General features: G+C 63.6%; 27 protein-coding genes and 1 tRNA gene. 17 read left to right on the forward strand and 11 right to left on the reverse strand.

All coding sequences use genetic code 11. The annotated features are described in order from the left end of the window. Positions 1-109: 109 nt before the first annotated feature. The 8 genes from LRS11_RS20315 (at position 110) to LRS11_RS20350 (ending at position 6,541) form a co-directional block, all read left to right on the forward strand. Positions 110-1,177: a DUF2157 domain-containing protein gene (locus LRS11_RS20315; protein WP_260494642.1), complete on the forward strand. Its 1,068-nt coding sequence runs from the start codon at positions 110-112 to the stop codon at positions 1,175-1,177. Then, positions 1,174-1,998 (forward strand): DUF4824 family protein, encoded by an 825-nt coding sequence (locus LRS11_RS20320; protein ID WP_260494643.1) that lies wholly within the window; start codon positions 1,174-1,176, stop codon positions 1,996-1,998. Before LRS11_RS20315 ends, LRS11_RS20320 begins: the two co-directional genes overlap by 4 nt. A gap of 86 nt (positions 1,999-2,084) precedes the next feature. Continuing rightward, positions 2,085-3,569, forward strand: a complete 1,485-nt coding sequence (locus tag LRS11_RS20325) for a sensor domain-containing diguanylate cyclase (RefSeq protein WP_260494644.1) — start codon at positions 2,085-2,087, stop codon at positions 3,567-3,569. Then, the gene (locus LRS11_RS20330; RefSeq protein ID WP_260494645.1) at positions 3,566-3,775 is read left to right on the forward strand and encodes a cysteine-rich CWC family protein; all 210 of its coding nucleotides are present in this window, start codon (positions 3,566-3,568) and stop codon (positions 3,773-3,775) included. The genes LRS11_RS20325 and LRS11_RS20330 overlap by 4 nt, the downstream gene beginning before the upstream one ends. Before the next feature lie 3 nt (positions 3,776-3,778). Next, a complete protein-coding gene (locus tag LRS11_RS20335; protein ID WP_260494646.1) occupies positions 3,779-4,471 on the forward strand; it encodes a pseudouridine synthase in 693 nt (230 codons plus the stop codon). A 374-nt stretch (positions 4,472-4,845) separates the two neighbouring features. After that, the gene (locus tag LRS11_RS20340) at positions 4,846-5,727 is read left to right on the forward strand and encodes an alpha/beta fold hydrolase (protein ID WP_260494647.1); all 882 of its coding nucleotides are present in this window, start codon (positions 4,846-4,848) and stop codon (positions 5,725-5,727) included. A 125-nt stretch (positions 5,728-5,852) separates the two neighbouring features. After that, a tRNA-Gly gene (locus tag LRS11_RS20345) sits at positions 5,853-5,926 on the forward strand. A 96-nt stretch (positions 5,927-6,022) separates the two neighbouring features. Continuing rightward, on the forward strand, positions 6,023-6,541 hold the full coding sequence (locus LRS11_RS20350; RefSeq protein WP_260494648.1) for a hypothetical protein: 519 nt from the start codon (positions 6,023-6,025) through the stop codon (positions 6,539-6,541). Positions 6,542-6,863: 322 nt separating this feature from the next. Here the strand turns inward: LRS11_RS20350 and LRS11_RS20355 are convergent, their stop codons facing one another. Beyond that, complete coding sequence (locus LRS11_RS20355; protein ID WP_260494649.1) at positions 6,864-8,087, reverse strand: virulence factor BrkB family protein; 1,224 nt, start codon at positions 8,085-8,087, stop codon at positions 6,864-6,866. Between the two features lie 85 nt (positions 8,088-8,172). Between LRS11_RS20355 and arsC the strand changes: the two genes are divergently transcribed. From arsC to LRS11_RS20375, 4 genes are read left to right on the forward strand one after another with little or no spacing between them, the layout of a single operon-like run. After that, positions 8,173-8,526: an arsenate reductase (glutaredoxin) gene (arsC, locus tag LRS11_RS20360; protein ID WP_260494650.1), complete on the forward strand. Its 354-nt coding sequence runs from the start codon at positions 8,173-8,175 to the stop codon at positions 8,524-8,526. Further along, positions 8,523-9,128, forward strand: a complete 606-nt coding sequence (gene wrbA / locus LRS11_RS20365) for an NAD(P)H:quinone oxidoreductase (RefSeq protein ID WP_260494651.1) — start codon at positions 8,523-8,525, stop codon at positions 9,126-9,128. Before arsC ends, wrbA begins: the two co-directional genes overlap by 4 nt. Next, positions 9,121-9,531 (forward strand): DUF2069 domain-containing protein, encoded by a 411-nt coding sequence (locus tag LRS11_RS20370; protein ID WP_260494652.1) that lies wholly within the window; start codon positions 9,121-9,123, stop codon positions 9,529-9,531. Before wrbA ends, LRS11_RS20370 begins: the two co-directional genes overlap by 8 nt. Beyond that, entirely contained in the window at positions 9,531-10,214 is a 684-nt protein-coding gene (locus tag LRS11_RS20375) for an alpha/beta fold hydrolase (RefSeq protein WP_260494653.1), read from the forward strand. Before LRS11_RS20370 ends, LRS11_RS20375 begins: the two co-directional genes overlap by 1 nt. A 6-nt stretch (positions 10,215-10,220) precedes the next feature. Here LRS11_RS20375 and hda read toward each other — a convergent pair whose 3' ends face one another. Then, the gene (gene hda, locus LRS11_RS20380; RefSeq protein WP_182833207.1) at positions 10,221-10,925 is read right to left on the reverse strand and encodes a DnaA regulatory inactivator Hda; all 705 of its coding nucleotides are present in this window, start codon (positions 10,923-10,925) and stop codon (positions 10,221-10,223) included. Between the two features lie 223 nt (positions 10,926-11,148). On the opposite strand from hda, the gene LRS11_RS20385 reads away from it, so the two are divergent. Both LRS11_RS20385 and LRS11_RS20390 read left to right on the forward strand, forming a co-directional pair. Further along, positions 11,149-11,385 (forward strand): type II toxin-antitoxin system ParD family antitoxin, encoded by a 237-nt coding sequence (locus LRS11_RS20385; protein WP_260494654.1) that lies wholly within the window; start codon positions 11,149-11,151, stop codon positions 11,383-11,385. Next, on the forward strand, positions 11,382-11,699 hold the full coding sequence (locus LRS11_RS20390) for a type II toxin-antitoxin system RelE/ParE family toxin (RefSeq protein ID WP_260494655.1): 318 nt from the start codon (positions 11,382-11,384) through the stop codon (positions 11,697-11,699). The genes LRS11_RS20385 and LRS11_RS20390 overlap by 4 nt, the downstream gene beginning before the upstream one ends. 2 nt (positions 11,700-11,701) lie before the next feature. Here the strand turns inward: LRS11_RS20390 and LRS11_RS20395 are convergent, their stop codons facing one another. Further along, complete coding sequence (locus LRS11_RS20395) at positions 11,702-12,775, reverse strand: AI-2E family transporter (RefSeq protein ID WP_260494656.1); 1,074 nt, start codon at positions 12,773-12,775, stop codon at positions 11,702-11,704. Between the two features lie 67 nt (positions 12,776-12,842). Further along, a complete protein-coding gene (locus LRS11_RS20400; RefSeq protein ID WP_260494657.1) occupies positions 12,843-13,874 on the reverse strand; it encodes a DUF2066 domain-containing protein in 1,032 nt (343 codons plus the stop codon). Positions 13,875-14,081: 207 nt separating this feature from the next. Here LRS11_RS20400 and purM point away from each other — a divergent pair, with 207 nt between their 5' ends. The 3 genes from purM to LRS11_RS20415 are packed head-to-tail and all read left to right on the forward strand — an operon-like array spanning position 14,082 to position 16,512. After that, complete coding sequence (gene purM / locus LRS11_RS20405; RefSeq protein WP_260494658.1) at positions 14,082-15,140, forward strand: phosphoribosylformylglycinamidine cyclo-ligase; 1,059 nt, start codon at positions 14,082-14,084, stop codon at positions 15,138-15,140. Beyond that, complete coding sequence (purN, locus tag LRS11_RS20410; RefSeq protein WP_409519756.1) at positions 15,140-15,787, forward strand: phosphoribosylglycinamide formyltransferase; 648 nt, start codon at positions 15,140-15,142, stop codon at positions 15,785-15,787. Before purM ends, purN begins: the two co-directional genes overlap by 1 nt. Before the next feature lie 8 nt (positions 15,788-15,795). After that, positions 15,796-16,512 (forward strand): DUF3108 domain-containing protein, encoded by a 717-nt coding sequence (locus LRS11_RS20415; protein WP_260494659.1) that lies wholly within the window; start codon positions 15,796-15,798, stop codon positions 16,510-16,512. Positions 16,513-16,566: 54 nt separating this feature from the next. Here LRS11_RS20415 and LRS11_RS20420 read toward each other — a convergent pair whose 3' ends face one another. The 7 genes from LRS11_RS20420 to relA form a co-directional block, all read right to left on the reverse strand. Beyond that, positions 16,567-17,799 (reverse strand): EAL domain-containing protein, encoded by a 1,233-nt coding sequence (locus LRS11_RS20420; protein ID WP_260494660.1) that lies wholly within the window; start codon positions 17,797-17,799, stop codon positions 16,567-16,569. Between the two features lie 25 nt (positions 17,800-17,824). Beyond that, positions 17,825-18,325 carry a chemotaxis protein CheW gene (locus LRS11_RS20425; RefSeq protein ID WP_260496966.1) on the reverse strand — a complete coding sequence of 167 codons (501 nt, stop codon included), beginning with the start codon at positions 18,323-18,325 and terminating at the stop codon, positions 17,825-17,827. Between the two features lie 43 nt (positions 18,326-18,368). Further along, positions 18,369-19,529 (reverse strand): methyl-accepting chemotaxis protein, encoded by a 1,161-nt coding sequence (locus LRS11_RS20430; RefSeq protein WP_409519827.1) that lies wholly within the window; start codon positions 19,527-19,529, stop codon positions 18,369-18,371. Between the two features lie 766 nt (positions 19,530-20,295). After that, positions 20,296-20,664: a response regulator gene (locus LRS11_RS20435; RefSeq protein WP_260494662.1), complete on the reverse strand. Its 369-nt coding sequence runs from the start codon at positions 20,662-20,664 to the stop codon at positions 20,296-20,298. A gap of 290 nt (positions 20,665-20,954) precedes the next feature. Further along, entirely contained in the window at positions 20,955-21,494 is a 540-nt protein-coding gene (locus LRS11_RS20440) for a DUF2058 domain-containing protein (protein ID WP_260494663.1), read from the reverse strand. A gap of 20 nt (positions 21,495-21,514) precedes the next feature. Then, entirely contained in the window at positions 21,515-22,354 is an 840-nt protein-coding gene (gene mazG, locus LRS11_RS20445; RefSeq protein ID WP_260494664.1) for a nucleoside triphosphate pyrophosphohydrolase, read from the reverse strand. A 262-nt stretch (positions 22,355-22,616) separates the two neighbouring features. Further along, entirely contained in the window at positions 22,617-24,863 is a 2,247-nt protein-coding gene (gene relA, locus LRS11_RS20450; RefSeq protein ID WP_260494665.1) for a GTP diphosphokinase, read from the reverse strand. Positions 24,864-24,894 lie beyond the last annotated feature (31 nt).

Genomic DNA, 24,894 nt, shown 5'->3' on the forward strand with positions numbered 1-24,894 from the left:
AGCACCGACTACGCCCCGTATCTGGCCGGGGGTGGTCCTTCAGGTTTAGAGTGCTGACCTTGAGGAAGTCGCCCCAGCTTGCCGGGGCCCAACATACACAGGGAACCGTATGCCAACCCTCACCCGCGACCAGGCCCAGCAGCGCGCCGACGATATCCAGGCGTTCTACCGCGAGGTGCAGCGCCTGCATGAAGAGCAGGCGCTGACGCTCGGCAACGAGCAGCTGCAGCATCTGCAGGTGCATCATCAGGACTTGCTGGCGCAGTACCGCAGTCGTTTCGACATCGACCACACCCAGCAGAGCAAGCGCCTGTCGCTGAGCATGCGCATCGTCTCGCTGCTCGGCGCCCTGGCCCTGGCGGCCAGCCTGTTGTTCTTCTTCTACCAGTTCTGGGGCCTGTTCAGCGAGACGGCGCAGGTCGCCATCCTCATCGGTTTCTCCCTCGCCAGCCTGCTGCTGACCTTCATCATCCGCCAGCGCGACCCTTCCGGCTATTTCAGCAAGCTAGCCGCCCTGCTCGCCTTCGCCTGCTTCGTGCTCAACATCAGTCTGCTCGGGCAGATCTTCAATATCACTCCTTCGGACAAGGCCCTGCTGCCCTGGGCCGCCCTCGCCCTGCTGCTGGCCTACAGCTGCAACGCCCGTCTGCTGCTGATCGCCGGGCTGGCCTGCCTGCTGGCCTACAGCGCCACCCTGCTGTGCACCTGGAGCGGTCTCTACTGGCTGGAAGCAGGCGAGCACCCGGAAAACTTCCTGCCATGCGGATTGCTGTTCGTCCTGCTGCCGCAGTTCCTCAGCCAGGCACGCTTCAGCGGTTTCGCCGCCATCTACCGGGTCATGGGTCTGCTGGCCCTGTTCGTGCCCATGCTGGTGCTGGCCAACTGGGGACATGGCAGCTACCTGCCGTTTTCCGCCGACAGCATCGAAGTCGGCTACCAACTGCTCGGCTTTGTCGCCGCGGCCCTGGCCATCTGGCTTGGCACGCGCCGCGACTGGATAGAGGTGGCGCTGACCGGCCAGCTGTTCTTCATCCTGTTCCTCGGCATCAAGATGGTCGACTGGTGGTGGGACGTGCTGCCCAAGTACCTGTTCTTCCTCCTGCTCGGTCTGATGGCTGTGCTCAGCCTGCTGGTGCTCGGGCGCTTGCGCCGCAGCCACAAGGAGGCAGACGCATGATCACGCTCACCAACCGCCACGCCCTGCTGGCCGGCCTCACCCTGGTTCTCCTGAGCAATGTCGTGGCGCTGGGCGGTGTCTGGTACAACCGCCAGGGCCAGCCAGACAGCAGCCTGCTGCTCTCGGAGCGCGAACTGCTGCGCGACCATGAGGGGCCGCGCCGAGAAAACAGCGGCCTGGCCCTGCGCATGGACTGGCGTAGCCCACGCTCAGACGATGCCAATAACCGCTACACACGCCAGCCCCTGCAACAGGAACAACTGCTGGCCCTGGGCTTCGCGCCGCTCGACGAACAGAGTCCGGACTATTACCCGCGCGACGACAGGCGCGAGGTGCTGGTGGTGCTGGAGTTCGATGGCCCGGCCTACCAGGCCGAGCTACAGCGTGCGGCCGCCGAGCTGCAGCAGGCCAGCAAACGGCTGGCCAAACTGCCGCACGATAAAGAGCTGCAGGCGGCGGAAAAAACGGCACGCGAGTATCTGGCCAACCAACGCCAGCGCGACAGTCGCCTGTTCGCCGTCGATGTCGGCCTGGATGCCGTCAGCCTGCGCCAGCGCTATGCCGATCGCCGCCGCTACGCCCTGGTGCCCGGTACAGTCAGCGTCTGGTGCGATTGCAGCGGCAACGTGCGCCGCCTGACCGGGCAGATCAACCAGCTGCACAGCAGCAGTATCAACGTGCCGCATAGCTGGCGCAGTACCCTGGCCAAACATCTGCCCGCCGCCTATTCGCGCGATGAGCGTCCAGCCTTCCAGGCCCAGGTCAATTTCGGTCAGCGTCTGGAGCCCTGGATTGAGACAGTTAGCGGGCTGCCCGACTAGGCTCAAAACCCTAGCCCTGCACTGCCGGGCGGTGACGCCAACCCGCCCGGCGCGCTAGCATGGCGCACTTCTTCAGGTTTCCCGACATGTCGCTCAGCCACTCCCGCAAAGCCCAGAGCATCCTGCTTCTGCTGCTGCTCGCCCTGCTGCTCAGTGGCTTCGCCGCCACCTCGGTGATCGGTTACTACGCCTCGCGCGACAGCATCCGCCACAACATCGTCAACACCGAGCTGCCGCTGACCTCCGACAACATCTATTCGGAGATCCAGAAGGACCTGGTACGCCCGATCCTGATCTCCTCGATGATGTCGCGCGATACCTTCCTACGTGACTGGGTACTGGCCGGCGAACAGGATCCCGCACCCATAACCCGCTACCTGCTGGAAGTGCAGGAGCATTACGGTGCCTACACCAGCTTCTTCATCTCCGAGAAAACCCACACCTACTACCAGGCCAAAGGCGTGCTCAAGCAGGTGCGCGAAGACGAGCCGCGCGATGTCTGGTACTTCCGCGTGCGCGACATGCAGGATGCCTACGAAATCAATGTCGACCCGGACATGGCCAACCGCGACCAGTTGACCATCTTCATCAACTACAAGGTGTTCGACTACAGCGGCAACTTCATCGGCGTTACCGGCGTCGGCCTCACCGTCGATGCCGTGGTCAAGCTGATTGACGACTACCAGCAGCGCTACGAGCGCAGCGTGTACTTCGTCGACAGCGACGGTCGCCTGATGCTCACCGGCGCCGAAGGCGGACCGCTGGGTGCCAAGGCCGGACAGTTGCTCAGCAGCGTGGCCGGGCTGGAAGCACTGATGGCCAAACTGCCACAGCCGCAGAGTGGCAACTTCAAGTACCAGGAGCACGGCCGCGGCCACTTCCTCAATGTGCGCTTAATCCCCGAACTGGACTGGTACCTGTTCGTCGACAAGCACGAGGAAGGCGCCCTCGCCGGCATTCGCCACACCCTCTACCTGAACCTGCTGATCTGCGCACTGATCAGCGGCCTGGTGCTGTTGCTGGTGTACCTGGCCATGCGCCGCTACCAGCGTTTCATCACCACCCTGGCCACCACCGACGTGCTCACCGACCTGCCCAACCGCCGCGGCTTCAACCTGCTGGCCGGCCAGGCGCTGCAGGAGGCCAAGCGCAACCAGAGTCCGCTGAGCGCCCTGCTGATCGACCTCGACCACTTCAAGCAGCTCAACGACACCCACGGTCACCTGGCCGGCGACGAGGTGCTGCGGGGCTTCGCACAGAACCTGCAAAGCAACCTGCGTCAGTCCGACATCATCTGCCGCTGGGGTGGCGAGGAGTTCATCCTGCTGCTCAAGGACACCGGCAGCAGCACGGCGCGCCTGCTGGCTGAGAAGATCCGCGAGCAGAGCGACGCCAGCAGCTTCCCCTTCAACGGCGTCAACCTGAGGGTCAGCACCAGCATCGGCATCACCGAACTGCATGACGAAGACACCCTCGACCGCCTGATCGCCCGGGCCGACCGCGCGCTGTACCGGGCCAAGCAGTCCGGGCGCAATCGCGTCTGCGAAGAAACCTTCGAGCCGCAGGTATGAGCGACACCAACCGCTGCCCACGCTGCGGCCAGCTCAACCGCTGCGCCCAGGCCGGCCAGTCCCAGGCAGTAGAGGACTGCTGGTGCTTCCACACCGCCGTCGCCCCAGCCGCGCTCGACAGCCTGCCGGCCGCGCAGCGTAACCAGGCCTGCCTCTGCCCACGCTGCGCTCAGGGCCTGCCCGCCGAGCCCAAGCAAGCGGACTGAGCCGTGCGCCTCGACCGCTTCCTCAGCAACCTGCCGCAGTTCAGCCGCGCCGACGCGCGCCTGCTGTTGGCCGGCGGGCGCATTCGGGTCGATGGGCAAACAATCAGTGATGGCCGCTGCGAGGTGCGCGAGTTCAGCCGCATCGAACTGGATGATCAGTTGCTGCAGGCCGGCAAGCCGGCGCGCTACTTCATGCTGCACAAGCCGGTTGGTGTGGTCAGCGCCACCGAGCATCCGCAGCACCGTACCGTGCTCGACCTGCTCAACGAGCCGGACAAGCACGAGCTGCATATCGGCGGGCGCCTCGACCTGAGCACCAGCGGCCTGCTGCTGATCACCAACGACGGCCTGTGGTCGCGCCGCCTCACCGAGCCCCGCAGCCGCCTGGGCAAGGTCTACCGGGTGCAGACCGAACAGCCGATCACGCCCGAGTACATCGAGGTGTTCGCCCAGGGCCTGTACTTCGCCTACGAGAACCTCACCACCCTGCCCGCCGAACTGCAGATTCTCGACAGCCACTGCGCCCTGCTGACCCTGCATGAAGGCCGCTACCACCAGGTCAAGCGCATGTTCGGCCACTTCCAGAACAAGGTCATCGGCCTGCACCGCGAACGCATGGGCCCGCTGCTGCTAGACCCTGAGCTGGCACCCGGTGAATACCGGCCGCTGAGTGCCGAAGAAGCCGCTCTGGTCTAGGCCTGCGACCGTCCGGCAGAAGTTGCTAAATCAGCCATTGGAGTGACTTGCTTCGGTCACACAAGCCTGCTTGAATCAAATCCAAGGTCCGTAAGTGACCAGCAAGTCATAAGCAGAGTCTAAGAAAACTTTTTTGGTTGAGGGTGCTACGGCACCTGTAACGGGACTGCCCCCAATCGCACCGCCGCGGAGTGCTCGCATTCCACTCGGTCGATTCCCGAACCGAGAAATAGCCCGTCAATAACAATACCTGTCGGCAGACTGTAGCCGTCGACAAGGGCCCCACTTTCCAGGCGCATGCCTACCTGTCCTGAAGCTCGCGCAGCTCGCGTTTTTTGCTGCGCGTCCGTAATTGCACGTCAGGGGCATGCATCATGAAACCAGAAACTGCTGTGCTGGATATCCAGGGGCAATACCGGGTTTACACGGAGTTCTACCGCGCGGACAGCGCCGAGCACACCATCATTCTGGTCAACGGTTCACTGTCGACAACGGCGTCCTTCGCCCAGACCGTTCGCTATCTCTACCCGCATTTCAACGTGGTGCTGTTCGACCTGCCCTACGCCGGGCAGTCGCGCGAACACAACGAGCACTCGCGCCTGATGAGCCGCGAAGAGGAAGCCGACATCCTCCTCGAACTGGTCGAACACTTCGCTTGCGACCACGTGCTGTCCTTCTCCTGGGGCGGCATTGCCACCCTGCAGGCTCTGGCGCGGCGGCCGCGGCGCATCATGCGGGCGGTGATCAACTCGTTCTCGCCGATCACCAACCAGGCCATGCTCGGCTACCTCGAACGTGGCGTGGAAGTGATGAAGGCCTGCGACCGCGAAAATGCCGGGCTACTGCTCAACGGCACCATCGGCAAGCACCTGCCCTCGCTGTACAAGCGCTACAACCATCGCCACGTGACCAGCCTGGAAATCTACGAGTACCAACAGATGTGCTTCCACGTGGAAAACGTGCTGAACATGGAAGGCCGCTCCTGCATCAGCTTCGCCGCGGAAATCGAGATTCCCATGTTGTTCGTCAACGGCGAGTGGGACGAATACACCACGGTCGAGGATGCCCGCCTGTTCGCCCAGTACGTGCCCCACAGCGAGTTCCGCAGCATCGACCAGGCCGGTCACTTTCTCGACATGGAACACAAGGCCGCCTGGCTGCAGACCCGCGACACGCTGATGAGCTACCTGCAACAGCCGCTCAGCAACCGCCAGCGCAGCCTGGTCATGCAGGAAAGCGCCGCACTCGTCGGCTGAACCGGCACTGGAAGCAAGGCCCGCCCCGCCTCTGCTTCCGGCCACCGGGAGAGGCACGACACGAGTATTTCTCGCGCCGTGGCTTCACCTGCGCAGGGGATTCTGGTACAAAGTCACCCGCAAAAGCGGGTGTCGTATAATGGCATTACTCCAGCTTCCCAAGCTGATAACGAGGGTTCGATTCCCTTCACCCGCTCCAGATCAAAACGAAAAAGCCCTGCATAAGCAGGGCTTTTTCGTTTGAGCGTCCAATGGTGTCTAAGAAGTATCGAAAGAGGCTAAGGAAAGCTCTCCCATGCTGAGAAACTACGACCTGCCAAAAATCGGTAGATATCTACTGGTAGCGCTGTTTTTGCCCATGCTTTACAGCATATATCTTGCTGGCAACGGCCCTTTCGATCTGAGCCTGATAGGGTTACCTGCTTCCTTGCCGGTGGCGATCCTGCTCTACAGGCTAGACACCAAAGTAGGATTTCTCACAATTGATCGCCGCGGAAAGCACCTTGCAGTGCTAGCAGTTATCAGCTTCTGCTGTTACTTCAGTTTTTCCAGCTACATCGTAACCCGAGGCGTTCACGAGCTGATTGCCGAACCAAATCGGCACGCGGTGCGTATTGGCCCTGGCAGTTCAAGCCGCCGAGAACTCTGCAGATACTCGATAGAAATTTCCACACCGGTAAAAAAGTACTACTGCGCCAGTAGAGACGAGTATCAACAGTTCAAGGTTGATCCGATTACGTGGAGAACAAACGCCTGGCTTGTAACAAGCGACTCCCCCTTGGGCAGCACGATTGCTTTCTTAACGGTTCGCTAGCCACCAGACAGGCTGCTTAGGGTCTTTATAAATGGCACGCTGCAGCGCTTTTTCGGTACTGGCAGGCTCATGCCACTAATCTTCCTGTTTCTTCCAGGGATTGAGGGTGACTGTCGAGCAAACCAGCACAGGTAAACAAGAGTGCTATCGCTCTAGTCCGAGCCCTCGACAAACGCTGCGGCCCAGAAAAAAGAAAACCCCGCACGAGGGCGGGGCCAAAGGAGCATTACGTCATGGAGATTCAACGCCTTCAGATTATGTGGGCAAAGGTGAAAACTTCGTGAAGTGCGCCGGCTGATTATCCGAGCCGACCAACGGTCACTCAGTCCGATCCCCGTAGCCACTGCGCCAGGCTGCCGCCGAACAAGGCGGCCTGTTCCTCATTGAGCAGTTCCAGGGCACGGCGCAGACCGGGGTACCAGACCTCATCGGCCAGCTTTTCCGGCAACTGCCCGGGCCGCGGCAAGGGCCAGGGGCTTCGATTGAGCAACTGGTGCAGGGTGTAATGCTCCAGGTCACGACTGAGCACCCAGCCATTGCCACCGCTGACCCGGCAGACCAGGTGTTCGCGCTCGAGGAAGTCGATGACCTCCTCCCACTCATCCTCCGGCAGCAGCCAGCCTTCGCGCTGCACATCGGCATGGCGCAGCGGCACACCCTGCAGCTGACGTTCGTGAAACACCCGCAAAATCCCCAGCAGCACCAGCAGCCGCGGCAGCGCGCGGCGGCGCCAATGGCGCGAGGACGACAGGTTGCACACCAGCTCGGCGCCGAACAGCACGATCAGCCAGGACACATAGATCCACAGCAGGAACAGCGGCACCGTGGCGAAGGCGCCGTAGATCAACTGATAACCGGGGAACAGGCTGACGAACAGGCCGAACAGCGCCTTGGCCACCTCGAACAGCACGGCGGTGAACAGGCCGCCGAGCAGCGCATTGCGCAGCGGCACCCGGGCATTCGGCACGGTCGCATAGATCAGGGTAAAGGCGGCAACGCTGGACAGCAGTGGAGCGAAGCCGAGCAGGGTCTTGGCGCCAAGCATCGCATCCGGCCCGGACAGCAACGACAGCGAAGTGACATAGGTGCTGATCGCAAAGCCGGCGCCGAGTAGCAACGGGCCCAGGCTGAGGATCGCCCAGTACAGCAGGAAACTGGATACGCCACGGCGCGGCTGACGCACCCGCCAGATGGTGTTGAAGGCCTTCTCGATGGTCACCAGCATCATGAACGCGGTGATCGCCAGCAGCACCACACCGATCCACGTCAGCTTGCGCGCCTGGACGGTGAACTCGCGCAGGTACTCCTGCACCGTGGCCCCGGAAGAGGGTACGAAGTTACGGAAAATGAAGCTCTGGATATCCTCGCCCATGTCCTGGAAGGCCGGAATCGCCGAAAGCATGGCGAAGGTCACAGTCATCATCGGCACCACCGCAAACAGGGTGGTGTAGGTCAGCGCCGCCGCGCTCTGCGTGGCACGGTCGGCAAAGAAGCGCTGAACCAGGAAACGCCAGAACTCCGTGACATCCTCTAAGCGCTGACGCATTCCCTCTCCTTAGCATGCCGAACTGCGCTGATCCGCGCCGAGGCAGGTAGAATAGCGCCCACCCCAGTCCTGATGCGACCCATCCATGACCGACTTGACTCTCTATCACAACCCGCGCTGCTCGAAATCCCGTGGCGCGCTGGAGCTTCTCGAAGCCCGCGGCCTGACGCCGAACATCCTGCGCTACCTGGAAACTCCGCCCACCACGGCCGAGCTACAGAGCCTGCTGAACAAGCTAGGCATCAGTGCGCGCCAGTTGCTGCGCACCGGCGAGGACGAATACAAGGCCCTCAACCTGGCCGACGGCAGCCTCAGCGAGGCACAGTTGATCGCCGCCATGGTTGCCCACCCCAAGCTGATCGAACGACCGATCCTGATCGCCGGGGACAAGGCGGTGATTGGCCGGCCGCCGGAGAAAGTCCTGGAGTTGCTGGCATGAGCGCGCCCTACATCCTGGTGCTGTATTACAGCCGCCACGGCGCCACCGCCGAGATGGCCAAGCAGATCGCCCGCGGCGTCGAACAGGCGGGCCTGGAAGCGCGCCTGCGCACGGTGCCGGCGGTATCCACCGAGTGCGAAGCTACGGCGCCGGCGATTCCCGCCGAAGGTGCGCTGTACGTCAGTCTCGACGACCTGAAGAACTGCGCAGGCCTGGCCCTGGGCAGCCCGACCCGCTTCGGCAACATGGCCGCGCCCATGAAGTTTTTCCTCGACGGCACCAGCAGCCTGTGGCTGACCGGCGAACTGGTCGGCAAGCCGGCCGGGGTATTCACCTCCACCTCCAGCCTGCATGGCGGCCAGGAAAGCACTCTGCTGTCGATGATGCTGCCCCTGCTGCACCACGGCATGCTGCTCTGCGGTCTGCCCTACAGCGAAGGCGCCCTGCTCGACACCCGCGGCGGCGGCACGCCCTATGGCCCCAGCCACCACGCCGGTGCCGACGGCAAGCGGGCCCTCGACGAACACGAAATCGCCCTGTGCCGCGCCCTCGGGCTACGCCTGGGTAAAACCGCCCAGCAGCTGGAGACCCCGCGTGGCTAAGCAAGCGAAACCCCTTCCCGCCCTCGACTGGCTGCAGCCCCGGCTGAAACTCACGCGCGCCTTGAGCCTGTTCAGCTTCATCGCCCTGTTCGTCCTGCTACTGGTATGGAACCTCGGTTTCGCCGACCTGCACGGCGCGCGCACCTGGGTGGTACTGAGCATCCAGCTGGTACCGTTGCTGCTGCTTGCACCCGGTCTGTTCCTCGGCAGCGCCCGCGCCCACGCCTGGACCTGCTTCGTGGTCAACATCTACTTCATCCAGGGCGTACTGGCGGCCATCGACCCGGCGCGCGCGCTGTTCGGCATGCTGGAAGCGGTGATCAGCTTCGGCCTGTTCTGCTGCGCCCTGCTCTACACCCGCTGGCGCTTCCAGTACGACCGCAAGCTGGCCGGCGAGGCCTGATGCGTCTGCTGTTGCTGCCAGGCCTGAATGGCAGCAACCGCCTGTTCGCCCCGCTGCTGCCCTGGCTGGATGACGTGCCGGTTGTAGCTCTGCAGCTGCCAGCGCAGGGCCCGCAGGACAGCGACAGCCTGGTCACCACTCTGCTGCCGCAGCTGGGCGACAGCCCCTTCATCCTGCTCGGGGAGTCCTTCTCCGGGCATCTGGCCTACCAGCTAGCCCTGCGCCAGCCGCCCGGCCTGCGCGGGGTGATCTTCGCCGCCGCATTCCTCCGCCGCCCGCACCCGCTGCTAGCCCTCAGCCGCTACCTACCATTGCCCAAGCGCCTGCTCAGCAACGATCAGCTGTTGCAGCTGTTCTGTGTCGGCCGAAAAGCCAATCCGGCGCTGCTCACCCTGCTGCGCGAAGAAATCCGCCAGTTGCCCGACACCCTGCTGCGGGCGCGCCTGCATAGCCTGGCGTGCTTGCAGGAGCCCGGCCAGCCGCTCGCTGTGCCCGCCCTGCACCTGTGGCCGCAGCAGGATCGCCTGGTCTCGCGCAACGCCGCAGCCAGTCTCAGCCGGCATTGCAGTGATCTGCGCCAGATCGCGCTGGAAGGGCCGCACTTCATCCTGCAAAGCCGCGCAGAAGCCTGCGCGCAAGCGATCAAGGAATTTGTCGCGGAACTGGATGCCTCACCCACGTAGCAGCAGCTACCAGCCGAGGACTTCTTTCAGGAAGGGAATGGTCAGCTTGCGCTGGGCCTGCAGCGAGGCCTGGTCGAGGCGTTCGAGCAGCTCGAACAGCGCACTCATGCTGCGCTCGCCACGATTGAGGATGAAGCGCCCGACTTCATCGGTCAGGTGCAGGCCGCGGCGCGAGGCACGCAGTTGCAGGGCACGCAGCTTGTCCTCGTCGGACAGCGCATGCAGCTGGAACACCAGCGCCAGGGTCAGGCGCGACTGCAGGTCGGCCAAACCGATCGGCAACTCGCGTGGCGCGGCGGCGGCGGCGATCAGCAGACGCCGACCACTGTCGCGCAGGCGGTTGAACAGGTGGAACAGCGCCTCTTCCCAGTCGGGCCGACCAGCCACCGCTTCCAGATCATCCAGGCAGACCAGCTCGCACTGCTCCAGGTTGTCGAGCAGCTCCGGGCCATAGTCGGCCACTTCGGCCAGCGGCAGATAGACCACCGATTCGCCACGCTGCTCGAAGCGCAGACAGGCCGCCTGCAGCAGATGACTGCGCCCCACGCCCTCGCTACCCCAGAGGTAGATCAGGCTTTCGGTCCAGCCGGCATCGGCCTCGCACAGGCGCTCGGCATAGCCGAGAGCCGCAGCGTTGGCGCCGGGGTAATAGTTGGCGAAGGTGGCGTCATCACGCAGACGCACCCCCAGGGGCAGCTGAATCGGGATCATGCAGGGTTGGGCGGTTCGTCAGAACCTGCTCCGGGCTCACCATAGAGGGCGGAAAGTTTATAGCCTTCTGCGTGGAGTGTCATTGCATGGCTTTGCATTCCAATTCAGGCACTTAGCTTTCCCATACGCTCCTTGAGGCGCTATTTGCCTCAGTGGGTTCGAGGCTGGCGAGGTAGGGTTAGGGGTGTATACTTTGGCAAATTTTGCCAAAAGGGGATTTTCCATGAGTACGATGAACATTTCCCTGCCCGACGCGCTCAAGACCTTTGTCGACGATCAGGTCAGTCTGCGCGGCTACAGCACCAGCAGCGAATACGTCCGCGAGCTGATTCGCAAGGATCAGGATCGGCAGCATCTGCGTGGCCTGCTCATGGCTGGGGCTGAATCGGCTCCCACTGCCCCGGTAGATGGTGACTACTTCGAATCTCTGCGCGCCAGGGTTCGGAAAGCTCAGGAATGAGGGCCAAACCTGTCATTCCGAGGGCGTTGGCCAATCAGGATATAGAAGATGCTATTAGCTACTACCTGGGCGAACAGGCCGAGCAGGCTGCTTTAGGCTTTATCGACGATCTGGAAGCGGCTTACGCGCATATTGCCCGACACCCTACTGCCGGTCTTACTCGCTACGCGCATGAACTCGATCTGCCGGGACTTTTCTACTGGCCGCTAAAGCGCTATCCGCATCTGGTGTTCTACATCCTGCGTGATGACCACATTGATGTGTGGCGTGTCCTGCACGGGATGCGGGACATTCCGGCAGGGCTGACCGAATAAAATCAGTCAGCTGTATTGCTGGCGCCATAGGTATCTGACTGCTTGTAAAAATCATGCGCATGGCGCAGCAAAACCATGATGATCGCCGCCACCGGCAGGGCCAGCAGCACGCCAGTGAAGCCGAACAGCTGTCCGCCGGCGAGGATGGCGAAGATCACCGCCACCGGATGCAGGCCAATGCGATCACCGACCAGCCAGGGCGTCAGCAGCATGCCTTCGAGCAGCTGGCCGATGCCGAACACCACGGCGATGCCGATCAGCGGGTACAGCTCGAAACCGCCGAACTGGAACAGCGCCGCCACCAGTGCCGCGCCGAAGCCGACGATAAAGCCCATGTACGGCACGATGCTGGCCAACCCGGCCAGCACGCCGATCAGCAGGCCAAGCTCCAGGCCGACCAACATCAGGCCTCCGGAGTAGATGCCGGCCAGCGCCAGCATCACCATCAGTTGGCCGCGAATAAAAGCGCCCAGCACTTCATGGCACTCGCCAACCAGCTGCACCACGAAACTCTCGCGAGCCCGCGGCAACAGGCCCTGCAGCTTGGCCAGCATCACATCCCAGTCACGCAGCAAGTAGAAGGCCACCACCGGAATCAGTAGCAGATTGCCGAGCCAGCCAAGCAGCGCCAGGCTGGAGGCCGTCGCCCGGGCCAGAACCAGGCCGACGATATCGCTAGTCTTGCCCAGGTGTTCGCTGAGCGCGCCCTTGATCTGCTCGAAGCGCCAGAAGTCCTCGGCCAGGCCAAGCTGCGCCTGCGTCCAGGGCAGTGCCTGGTGCTGCAGCCAGTCGAGCATCTGCGGCACCAGCTCATACAGGCGCATCAGCTGGCGACCGAGCATGGGGATCAGCACCAGTAGCAGGATCAGCAACAGCAGGCTGAACAGGCCGAACACCAGCACCACGGCCCAGGTGCGCGACAGTTTGCGCCGCTCCAGGCGATCAACCAGCGGGTCGCCCAGGTAGGCCAGCAGCATGGCCACCAGGAACGGCGAGAGAATCGGTGTCAGCAGATACAGCAGCCAGCAAAACAGCACCAGCCCAGCCAGCCACATCCAGCGGCGTGAATCGGTCATATCAGGCTCTCCGCCTTGATCTAGCAGTTATCTGGGGCCGCTCTGGCTCTGAATCCCTAGCGACGGACTACCAGCGAAAGCGCAGCAGGTTTGCAGGCGCCGGTGCCGGAGCAGGTGCAGCCCCAGCTGCAGCAGTGGCATCCAGCGGCACGGCATCTGCCGGAACTTCCTGCAAGCCGGCCAGGCCCAGTTGGGTACGCAGTTGTTCGGCGCTGGCGTTGACCTGCCAGGTCAGTTGATCGCCCTTGACCTTGCTCAGGCGTGCGGCGAAGGGTTCGAGCAGGCGTGCCAGCTCGGCATAGCGGGCCAGGTCGGCGCCCTGTACCTCGACCAGCATGGCGCCTGAGGCACCCGGCTTGACCACGAAACGCGGTGCCAGGCGCTCGCTGACGGCCAGCAGCACGGCATCGGCCAGCTCTTGCGGACTTCCGCCTTTAACAGTCCCCTGCTCACGGGTATCCCCAAGCCATAGACGCCACTCAGCTGCCATTCCAGCGTACTCTTCACGAGCAAGCACGGTCAGCAGAGCATCGGCGTCATAACGCTTCGATGCCTCGCGCAGGGCATCGGGTTGATTGGCACTCAGATTCTCCGATGTAGCAACTAGCTGCTCCTGCAGGTCGGCCAACGGCAAACGCAGTGGCAAACCGCGATTCTGTGCGGCCTGGCGCAAGGGGGCGGCTGAGCTCTGGCCATCGCCAACCAGGCTGGCTTCCTCTCGCGAAGTCACTATCCACCAAGTCAAGATGGATGGACGATTGGCGCCCCACAGTGCCAGTCCGGCCTGGCGCAACTTGTTGTCGGTGGTCACTGGATCGAAGTCCACCACCAGGGTTTCACCTTCGTAGACATAGCGGCTGACCAGTTGCTGCGGGTCCTTGCGCACCCCATCCAGGGCTGGCGATTGCAGCGCCTTGGCATCGCCGGTCAGGCGCAGCACCAGGGTTCCCAGGGCTTTGCCCAGCGCCAGCGTGCGTTCTTCCGGCTGCTGGCTGGTGACCGGCTCGCGTACCTGATAGAGGCCGCTGACCGGCTCGGCGAAGGACGGCAGGCTGAGCAGCGCGCAGCACAGGGCAAACAGACGAACGAACAGGCGCATGGTGAGTCTCGAAGGCTGGGGGTTGTGCGACAGGTGCACGTGAAGGGCTATACCTTAAACAGCCGCCGGCCACCCGGCAACCGTCGGGGCCGGTGGCCGCTGGCGGGCAAGCCTGATAAAATCGCGCGCCTTCGCAGACCGGCATGCCTGTGGACACCACCCAGGGCCGGTCGCCACTCGAATTTCCCCCTTTAAAGGCCTGAACCCATGAGCAAGCAACCCTCCATCAGCTACAAGGACGCCGGTGTAGACATCGACGCCGGTGAAGCCCTGGTCGAACGCATCAAAGGCGTCGCCAAGCGCACCGCGCGCCCGGAAGTCATGGGTGGCCTGGGTGGTTTCGGCGCCCTGTGTGAAATTCCCGCCGGCTACAAGCAGCCGGTACTGGTCAGCGGCACCGACGGCGTCGGCACCAAGCTGCGCCTGGCGCTGAACCTGAACAAACACGACAGCATCGGCCAGGACCTGGTCGCCATGTGCGTCAACGACCTGGTGGTGTGCGGCGCCGAGCCGCTGTTCTTCCTTGACTACTACGCCACCGGCAAGCTCAACGTCGACGTGGCCGCCACCGTAGTCACCGGCATCGGCGCCGGTTGCGAACTGGCCGGCTGCTCCCTGGTGGGTGGTGAAACCGCCGAGATGCCGGGCATGTACGAAGGCGAAGACTACGACCTGGCCGGCTTCTGCGTCGGCGTGGTGGAAAAGGCCGAGATCATCGACGGCTCGAAAGTCGCCACCGGTGACGCCCTGATCGCCCTGCCCTCCTCCGGCCCGCATTCCAACGGCTACTCGCTGATCCGCAAAATCATCGAAGTGGCTGGCGTCGATATCGCAACCACCGAGGTGGCTGGCAAGCCGCTGACCGACCTGCTGATGGCGCCGACCCGCATCTACGTCAAGCCGCTGCTCAAGCTGATCAAGGAAACCGGTGCGGTCAAAGCCATGGCCCACATCACCGGTGGCGGCCTGCTCGACAACATCCCGCGCGTGCTGCCGCAAGGCGCCCAGGCAGTGGTCGACGTGGCCAGCTGGACCCGCCCGGCGGTGTTCGACTGGCTGCAGGAGCAAGGTAACGTCGACGAACATGAGATGCACCGCGTGCTCAACTGCGGCGTCGGCATGGTCATCTGCGTCGCCCAGGACCAGGTCGAAGCGACCCTGGCCAGCCTGCGCGCTTCCGGCGAAGCGCCGTGGGTGATCGGCCAGATCGGCGTAGCCGCCGAAGGTGCTGCCCAGGTCGTGCTGAACAACCTGAAAGCCCACTGATGGCCGACTGCAATGTCGTGGTGCTGATTTCCGGGTCTGGCAGCAACCTGCAGGCCCTGATCGACAGCATCGCCACCGGTGACAGCCCGGCACGCATCCGCGCGGTGATATCCAACCGCGCCGATGCCTACGGTCTGGAACGCGCCAGGCTAGCCGGCATCGACACCCTGGTCCTCGACCACAAGCAGTTCGACGGCCGCGAAGCCTTCGACGCCGCGCTGGTCGAGGCCATCGACGGCTTCGATCCGCAGCTGGTGGTGCTGGCCGGTTTCATGCGCATCCTCAGTGGCGGCTTCGTCCGTCACTACGAAGGCCGCCTGCTGAATATCCACCCCTCGCTGCTGCCCAAATACAAGGGCCTGCACACCCACCAGCGCGCGCTGGAAGCCGGTGATCGCGAGCATGGCTGCAGCGTGCACTTCGTGACCGAGGAACTCGATGGCGGCCCACTGGTCGTACAAGCGGTAGTCCCGGTACAGGCTGACGACACGCCAGAGAGCCTGGCGCAACGCGTGCATGCCGAAGAACACCGCATTTATCCTTTGGCGGTCAGCTGGTTTGCCAGTGGTCGTCTGCGCCATGCCGATGCTGGCGCCCTGCTCGATGGCCAGGCCCTGCCGGCCAGTGGTCATATCATTCGCAACTAGGAGACTCCATGCCCCGCGTCCTGTTGTTGCTGCTCGCCGTACTGGCCCTGCCGGTGCAGGCCCTCGAACTGAAACCGTTTTCCGCCAGCTATACCGCCGACTGGAAACAGGTGCCGATCAGTGGCACTGCCGGGCGCAGCCTGAAGGCCCTGGACAACGGGCGCTGGGAGCTGACCTTCGAAGCCGCAATGCTGGTCGCCAGCCTCAGCGAAGTCAGCACCTTTCGCGTCGAGAGCGACACCTTCCTGCCACTGACCTATCGCTTCGAGCGCAGCGGCCTGGGCAAGTCCAAGCAGGTCGAGCATGACTTCGACTGGACCGAGAAGCAGGTGCTCGGCAGCGACCGTGGCGAGCCGGTGCGCTTCGCCCTCAACCGCGGCATGCAGGACAAGTCGACCTACCAGCTGGTGCTGCAGGAAGACGTCGCCGCCGGCAAGCAGAGCATGAGCTACCAGGTGGTCGACGGCGACGAGATCGAGGTCTACGACTTCCGCGTGCTTGGCGAGGAGCGCGTGCGCACCCAGGCCGGGCTGATCGACGCGATCAAGGTCGAGCGCGTGCGCGACCCGACCCAGAGCAGCCGCAAGACCGTGCTGTGGTTCGCCAAGGACTGGGACTACCTGCTGGTGCGCCTGCACCAGGTGGAAAAGGACGGCAAGGAATACCAGATCATGCTCAAGGACGGGAAGGTTGATGGGCGCGAGGTCAAGGGCGCGCCCAACTGAGAGACCGACAGCCTCTCCCCCGAAAGCCGGACCCTGTGTCCGGCTTTTTGCTGTTCAAGCCGGAGCCGGCAACTTGCCGAGCCGCTGCAGACGCTTCTGGTTGGCCCGCCACCAGGCTGGCAGCGCCTCGCCCTCCATCGGCTTGGCAATGAAATAACCCTGCGCCTCGGCGCAGTCCAACTCGCGCAGCAATTGCCAGTCCTCCAGGGTTTCCACCCCCTCCGCGACCACGCACAGCCCGAGCCGCTCGCCGAGGCCCAGGGCGCTCTCCAGCAGCACGCGCAAATGCTGGTTGGCGCTCGCCCCGTGGACAAAAGCGCGATCGACCTTGAGCTCGCTGAACGGCGCACGCAACAGCCGCAGCATGCTGGAGTAGCCGGTACCGTAGTCGTCCACCGACAGCCGCAAGCCATGCAGGCGCAGGCGCGCCAGCGTCGCCAGGCCGCTATCGGGGTCGCTGACGATGGCACTCTCGGTGACTTCCAGGATCACCCTGTACGGCGCGATGCCGCTGGCCGAGACCCGCGAAATGATGGCATCGGCCAGGCACTCATCGCCCAGTGAACGGGGCGACAGGTTGACCGAGACGCTCGGCTTGAGCCCCTCCAACTGCCAGCTGCGGCAGTGCTGCAGAGCCTTGTCGAGCATCTGCAGGGTCACCGCGCCGAGGTGCGGCCCCTGCTCCAACGGGGTGAGGAAGGCAGCGGGAGCCAGCAGGCCGTGCTGCGGATGCTGCCAGCGAATCAGCGCCTCCACTCCGCTCAAACTGCCATCGGCCAGCGCCACCTTGGGCTGCACGAAACACTTGAACTCGTCGTGCTGCAGGGCATGCAGGATGTCGTCCTGGGTCGGCGTCGGAATACTGGAGCGCACCACAACAGGCGGCGCCTCACGCCCGACGAAGCGCCCCAGGCTGGTAGCCAACTGATCATAGTTGAGGGGTTTCTGCAGCACGCCGAGCAGGTTCACCCCCAGGTTCTGGGTCATGCGCTCGACCGTCGCCAGCAACACGCTTTCCCGCCCACTGACCACCACCACGGCCGGGTTCAGCCCCAGGCGCACGATTTCCTGCAGGACCTGGACACCGTCGAACTCCGGCATCTCCAGATCGAGCAGGATCGCCTCGATGGCAGCATCCTCGCGCAGCAGCGCCATGGCCTGCAGCCCGTCGACCGCCTGCAGGCGCTGTTCGATACCCAGCTCGTGACACAGCTCGTCGGCAAACTGCCGCTGCGGGGTGCTGTCATCGACGATCAACACCCGCCGCGGCAGACGCTTGCTACTCATCGCTGCTTCCCTTATCAGGCCCATTTCATAGCCCTGCCTGTTCCAGACTGCCAACCAGCTCGCCCAACTCATCCAGCGACAACACCTGGGAAACGTCCAGCACGATAATGAATTGCTCGTCCTGCTTGAGGATGCCGGCGATGAAGTCGGCACGGATGCGCGCGCCGAAGGTTGGCCGGCTCTCCAGCTGGCCGGGCTCCACCGCCAGCACGGCATTGACTGCATCGACGATGATGCCGAGCAGTTGCAGGCCATCCTCCTGGGGCACTTCGAGAATGACGATGCAGGTGCGCTTGTCGATCGTCCGGCGCTCACGACCGAAGCGCACGGAAAGATCGACCACCGGCACCACCGCCCCGCGCAGGTTGATCACCCCACGCAGAAAGCCCGGCATCAGGGGTATTTCAGTTAGCCCGCCGAACTCGATGATCTCGCGGATATGCTCGATCGGCAGGGCGAACAACTCGCCGCCCAGGGTCAGGGTGAGAAACTGCCGGGGCGGCGGCGCTTCCGCCGTTGCCAGCATGCGGCCCGGGCTTTGCACCGGTAGATAGCTCATGGCCCAGCTCCTAGTAGCGACCGAAGGCAGATTCGTCGACCGCCTCGCCATGCGCCACCGGACGCGGCGAGCCCAGCGATTTAGCTTTTTTGCCAGGCTGCACAGACGCGCGGGCGAGATGCCGGTTGCCATGCTCGCCGGCCAGGCGGAAGAACTGGATCATGTCCTGCAGTTGCACCGCCTGGATGCTCATCTCCTCGGAGGTGGACGACAGCTCCTCGGAAGCCGAGGCGTTGACCTGGGTGGTCTCTGCTAGTTGGGTTACGGCCAGGTTGATCTGCTCCAGGCCGGTGTTCTGCTCGCGCGAGGCGGAGGAGATCTCCTGCACCAGATCGGCGGTCTTGCGGATCGACGGCACCATCTGCTCCAGCAATTGCCCGGCACGCTCGGCCAGGGTCACGCTGCTGCCGGCCACGCCGCCGATTTCCTGGGCCGCCACCTGACTGCGCTCGGCCAGCTTGCGTACTTCGGCCGCGACCACGGCAAAGCCCTTGCCGTGATCGCCGGCACGCGCCGCCTCGATCGCCGCGTTGAGCGCCAGCAGATTGGTCTGGTAGGCGATGTCGTCGATGATGCCGATCTTGTTGGCGATCTGGCGCATGGCCTGGACCATCTCGCGCACCGCCTCACCGCCTTCGGCTGCGTCCTTGGCCGACTGGCTGGCCATGCCATCGGTAACCTTGGCGTTCTCGCTGTTCAGCGCCACCGTGGCGGCAATCTGCTCCACCGAGGCACTGGTCTGCTCGACGTTGGCGGCCTGCTCGGAAGCGTTCTGGCTGAGCGCCTGGGCCGAAGCGGCCACCTGCTCGGAGGCCGAAGCCAGCGAATCGGCAGTGGTGTTCACCTCCCCCATGATCGAACGCAGTTTGCTGACCATCTGCTGCAGGCTGGCCAGCAGGCTGCTCTGGTCACCCGCGCGCAGCTCAATGTCCGTAGTCAGATCACCGGCAGCAACCCGCTGCAGGTTGCTCACCGCGTCCCGCGGCTCGCCGCCCAGCTGTTTGATCAGCACGCGGTAGCCGAACAGCAACGCCAGGCAGAGCACCACGAAGATGGCGACCAGGCAGGAGCTGACCAGTGTGGCCAGCCACTCGCTCTGCTCGCGCGCGGCATGGACGGCACCCGAAGTGCGCTGATCGAGCAGCACGAAGAAATCGTCGATCGGCCGCATGATCTTGGCCTTCTCGCGGTGATAGGCCGTGTCGTGCATCATGCGCTTGGCCGCTTCGAGATCGGCCGCGCCGGGTACAAAATGGCCGCTACCGTCATCCACCAGGCCTTTCACCGCATTCATGGCGATGGTTTCGGTCTTCACCAGGGCATCTGAATTGGCGCCGGCCTCGGCCAGCTTGGCCAGTTCGGCCTCGGTGAAACCGCTGCGCTTCATCAGTTCCAGCAGCGAGACCTGCTCCGTGCTGTCCGCACGCGGCGCACGACCGTCGGCCGCGACGAAGTCCCAATAGATCCGCTCGTACGCTTCGGGACGCGGCTTCTTGCCATTGCGGATATCCAGGATGTCCAGGTACTGGCGCTCGTACTGCTCATCACCGGACATCACATAGGTCCGTGCCAAGCGGGTGAGATCGTCCGAGCTCTGGCGCAGCTCATCGGCCAGCAGGTAGGAGCTGTAACGCGTCTTCTGGGCTTCGGCCAGCATCAGGTTGCTGGCGGCCAGGCGCGTCTGCAGCAGCATCAGCAACCCCAGCAGCAGGGCGACGTACAACACCAGCCCACTGAAGAGTTGCTTGATGGTCAGACGATGAATCATTCCATTAGGCATGAGCGCCTCCCGTATCAGAAAAATCCTGCCGCCTGCCAACTGGCAAACGACCGCACTGCACTGCAACCTGCGGCAAGCAGAGCAGCACCTTCCACACTAGACGCAGGCTCGCTCCAGCCCATGCCGCGGCAACTACCATGCTGGCGCACTCCAAGGTCTAGGGCAGGATCAGTTTGGCTACGGCAGCCAGCAGCACCGGCGGCTGGAACGGTTTGACCACCCAGGCGCGCACACCGGCGGCCTTGCCCTCGGCCTTCTTCGCCTCGCCGGCCTCGGTGGTGAGCATGATCACCGGGGTGAACTTGTAGGCCGGCAGCTGCTTGGCCGACTTGACGAAGGTGATGCCGTCCATGTTCGGCATGTTCACGTCGGAGACGATCAGGTTGATCTTTCGTCCATCCAGCTTGCCCAGCGCATCCTTGCCATCACAGGCTTCCAGCACGTTGTAGCCAGCGCCCTTGAGGGCAATGCTGACGACCTGGCGGAAGCTGCTGGAGTCATCGACTATCAGTACCGACTTGCTCATAGGGGTGCCTCTTGTTTTTACTCTGGGGCTATCGAGCCTGCGCCAATTGCGCCCGAGTCTAGGTGGAAGCACTGGGCCACCACTCGCATCTCACGACAAAGACGTTCCATTTCATGACAAAGCACATGAAATACAGATTAATGGCGCCATTCAAATGACATAAAGGCTATGTGCCATCATAGCCCTACCCACCCGCCAACTGACAAGGGGCTGACAGGCAATATCGACGCACGGCAGGCTAGGCATGCCCCAGAAAGCAGAAGGCCCCGCTTAGCGGGGCCTTCTGGCTGTTACCACATCAGGTCATCAGGGACCTGGTAGGCGGCGTACGGATCGTCGGCATCCGGCGCCTCGGTCTGGGTGTTGAGCAGCAGCACCCGCTGCGGGTCGCGCTCCTGGATCTTCAGCGCGGCTTCGCGCGGGATGATCTCGTAGCCGCCGGCATGCCGGACGATGGCCAGCGAGCCACGGCTGAGTTTGTCGCGCAGCATGGCGTTGACCGCGATGCGCTTGACCTTCTTGTCGTCGACGAAGTTGTAGTAGTCCTCGCTGGTCATCTTTGGCAGGCGCGAGGTCTCGATCAGCTGCTTGATCTGCGCGGCGAGGGCCTTCTGCGCGGCCTTCTCCTGCAGCTGGCGATTCAGTTCCTGGTCGCGCGCGACCTTCTCAGCCATGGCCTGCAGGGCGGCCTGCTTCTGCGAGTCGTCGACTTCGACCTGGTTCTTCTTCTCCAGGCGCTGCTGCTTCTGTTTCTGCTTGCCGGCCTGCTTGACCTGCTTTTCATTGACCAGACCGGCTTTCAGCAGCTGATCGCGGAGGGAAATACTCATAAGGCCTTCAATCTCGACAGTTAACAGCCAGGCAGCAGTTTTTCCTGCTTCTTGGCTTCGCCCCACAGGGCATCCAGTTGTTCCAGGCTGCAATTCTCAATGGGCTGGCCGGCTGCGCGCAAGGTTTGTTCGATAAAGCGGAAGCGCCGCTCGAACTTGCCGTTGGCGCTGCGCAGGGCAGTTTCCGGATCGACCTTGAGATGACGGGCCAGGTTGGTGACCACGAACAGCAGGTCGCCGATTTCCTCGGCGATGGCCTGCGGGTCGTTCTCGCTCATGGCCTCCAATACTTCGTCCAGCTCTTCGCGCACCTTGTCCACCACCGGCAGGGCTTCCGGCCAGTCGAAACCGACCTGGGCCGCGCGCTTCTGCAGCTTGACCGCGCGGCTTAGGGCCGGCAGCGCGTTGGGCACATCATCCAGCAGCGACAGCTGCTCGGGGACGGCGGCTTTCTCGGCACGCTCCTCGGCCTTGAGTTCTTCCCAGCGCTGCTTGACCGCGGCTTCCTCAAGCCTGGCCGCATCCGGCGCGCCATACAGATCGCCATCGACGAACACGTGGGGATGACGGCGAATCAGTTTGCGGGTGATGCCGTCGACCACCTGAGCGAACTCGAAACGCCCCTCCTCGCGAGCCAGCTGGCTGTAGTAGACCACCTGGAACAGCAGGTCGCCGAGTTCACCCGGCAGGTGCTCGAAGTCGCTGCGCTCAATTGCGTCGGCCACCTCGTAAGCTTCCTCGATGGTATGCGGCACGATGGTCGCGTAGCTCTGCTTGAGATCCCACGGGCAGCCGTGCTGCGGGTCACGCAGGCGGGCCATCAAGTGCAGCAGGTCGTCGAGGGAATAGGTGTCTTTCATAAGCCTGTTTCGCACAGTCGGTGGATGGATTGCGCCGCGCGGATTACCCCGCCCTACTCAACCGTAGCCCGGATGTAATCCGGGGGCCTTGGCGCCGGCCACCCCGGATTGCATCCGGGCTACGGACTGGAATTATTCATTCGGGTTGAGCGTCGCGAGCGAAGGGCTGGCTAGGCGAAGTGGCGTCGGAAAAGCGGAGTTGGCTCTAGCCAATGAGCATTTTCCGGCGCCACTTCAACAACGCCAGACCGAGCGCAGCAGCTCAACTGCTGCGGCTGCGGCGGGCCTCGATAATATTGGGCAGCTGCGAGATGCGCCCGAGCAGGCGCGCCAGCGCATCCAGCCCAGGGATCTCCACGGTGATCGACATCGACGCGGTGTTGTCTTCCTTGTTCGAGCGGGTATTCACCGCCAGCACGTTGAGGCGTTCGTTGAGCAGCAGCTGCGAGACGTCGCGCAGCAGGCCGGAACGGTCGTAGGCCTTGATCACGATATCCACCGGGTAGGTCTGCACTGGCACCGGGCCCCAGCTGACCTGGATGATCCGCTCCGGCTCGCGCCCGGCCAGTTGCAGCACCGAGGCGCAGTCCTGGCGGTGGATGCTGACCCCGCGGCCAACGGTGATATAGCCGACGATCGGGTCGCCCGGTAGCGGCTGGCAGCAGCCGGCCATCTGCGTGAGCAGGTTGCCGACGCCCTGGATCTGGATATCGCCGCGCTTGCCCGGCTTGTAGCCGGTGCTGGCGCGCCGCGGGATCAGTTCCAGCTGCTCGTTGCCACGTTCCGGCTCGACCAGCTGCTGGGCCATGTTGACCGCATGGGCCAGGCGCAGGTCACCGGCCCCGAGGGCGGCGTGCATGTCCTCGGCGGTCTTCATGTTGCACTTGTCGGCCAGTTTGTCGAAGTCCACGTGCGGCAGCGCCAGGCGCGCCAATTCGCGTTCGAGCATGACCTTGCCGGCGGCGACGTTCTGGTCGCGGTCCTGCAACTTGAACCAGTGGACGATCTTCGCCCGCGCCCGCGAGGTGGTGATGTAGCCAAGGTTGGAGTTCAGCCAGTCGCGGCTCGGCGAGCCGTGCTTGCCGGTGATGATCTCCACCTGTTCGCCGGTCTGCAGGCTGTAGCTGAGCGGCACGATACGCCCGTTGATCTTGGCGCCACGGCAGTTGTGACCGATCTCGGTGTGCACACGGTAGGCGAAGTCCAACGGCGTGGCGCCCTTGGGCAGGTCGATGGCGTGGCCGTCCGGGGTGAACACGTAGACCCGGTCCGGCTCGATATCCACACGCAGCTGTTCGGCCAGCCCACCGATGTCGCCGAGCTCCTCGTGCCACTCGAGCACCTGACGCAACCAGGAGATCTTCTCCTCGTAGTGGTCGGAGTTGCCCTTGACGTCGGTGCCCTTGTACTTCCAGTGCGCACACACACCCAGCTCGGCTTCCTCGTGCATGGCCGAGGTACGGATCTGTACTTCCAGCACCTTGCCGTCCGGGCCGATCACCGCGGTGTGCAGGGAGCGGTAGCCGTTCTCCTTGGGGTTGGCGATGTAGTCGTCGAACTCCTTGGGGATGTGCCGCCACAGGCTGTGCACGATGCCCAGCGCGGTGTAGCAGTCGCGCATCTCCGGCACCAGCACGCGCACCGCGCGCACGTCGTAGATCTGGCTGAACTGCAGGCCCTTGCGCTGCATTTTTCGCCAGATCGAATAGATGTGCTTGGCCCGCCCGCTGATGTCCGGCTTGATCCCGGCGGCGGTCAGTTCTTCGCGCAGCTGCTTCATCACATCGTTGATGTACTGCTCGCGATCGAGGCGACGCTCGTGCAGCAGCTTGGCGATCTGCTTGTACTGCTCGGGCTCCAGGTAGCGGAAGGACAGGTCCTCCAGCTCCCACTTGATATGGCCGATACCCAGGCGATGGGCCAGCGGCGCGTAGATGTCGAACACCTCGCGGGCCACGCGGTGGCGCTTCTCGTCGTCGGCATGCTTGACCGCACGGATCGCGCAGGTGCGCTCGGCCAGTTTGATCAGGGCCACGCGCACGTCGTCGACCATGGCCACCAGCATCTTGCGCAGGTTTTCCACCTGCGCCTGAGAGCCGAGTACCAGGGAGTCGCGCGGGTTCAGCGAGGCGCTGATCGCCGCCATGCGCAGCACGCCCTCGACCAGCTTGGCCACCACCGGGCCGAATTTTTCCTGCACGGTCTTGAGGGTGATCTTGCCTTCGCGCACGGCACGGTAGATCACCGCTGCGACCAGCGAGTCCTGGTCGAGCTTGAGGTCGGCGAGGATCTCGGCGATCTCCAGGCCGGTACGGAAACTGGAGTTGCCCTCGGCCCACAGGTTCTGTGCGGCATTGGCCTGCTGCTCGGCATCGCGGGCGAACTCGCAGGCGACTTGCAGCGCCGCGCGGTCCAGCGCCGGATCGGCCTTCAGGGTGTGGTCCAGCCACGCCTGCAGGTTGATGCTGCCGTCATCGTTGATCGGCTGATGAGCCCTGACCTGTACCATCTCTTACCTTCCCTACGGCGAGCGTTCGACT

The sequence above is a fragment of the Pseudomonas sp. J452 genome (assembly GCF_024666525.1).
In the GTDB taxonomy this organism is placed as follows: domain Bacteria; phylum Pseudomonadota; class Gammaproteobacteria; order Pseudomonadales; family Pseudomonadaceae; genus Aquipseudomonas.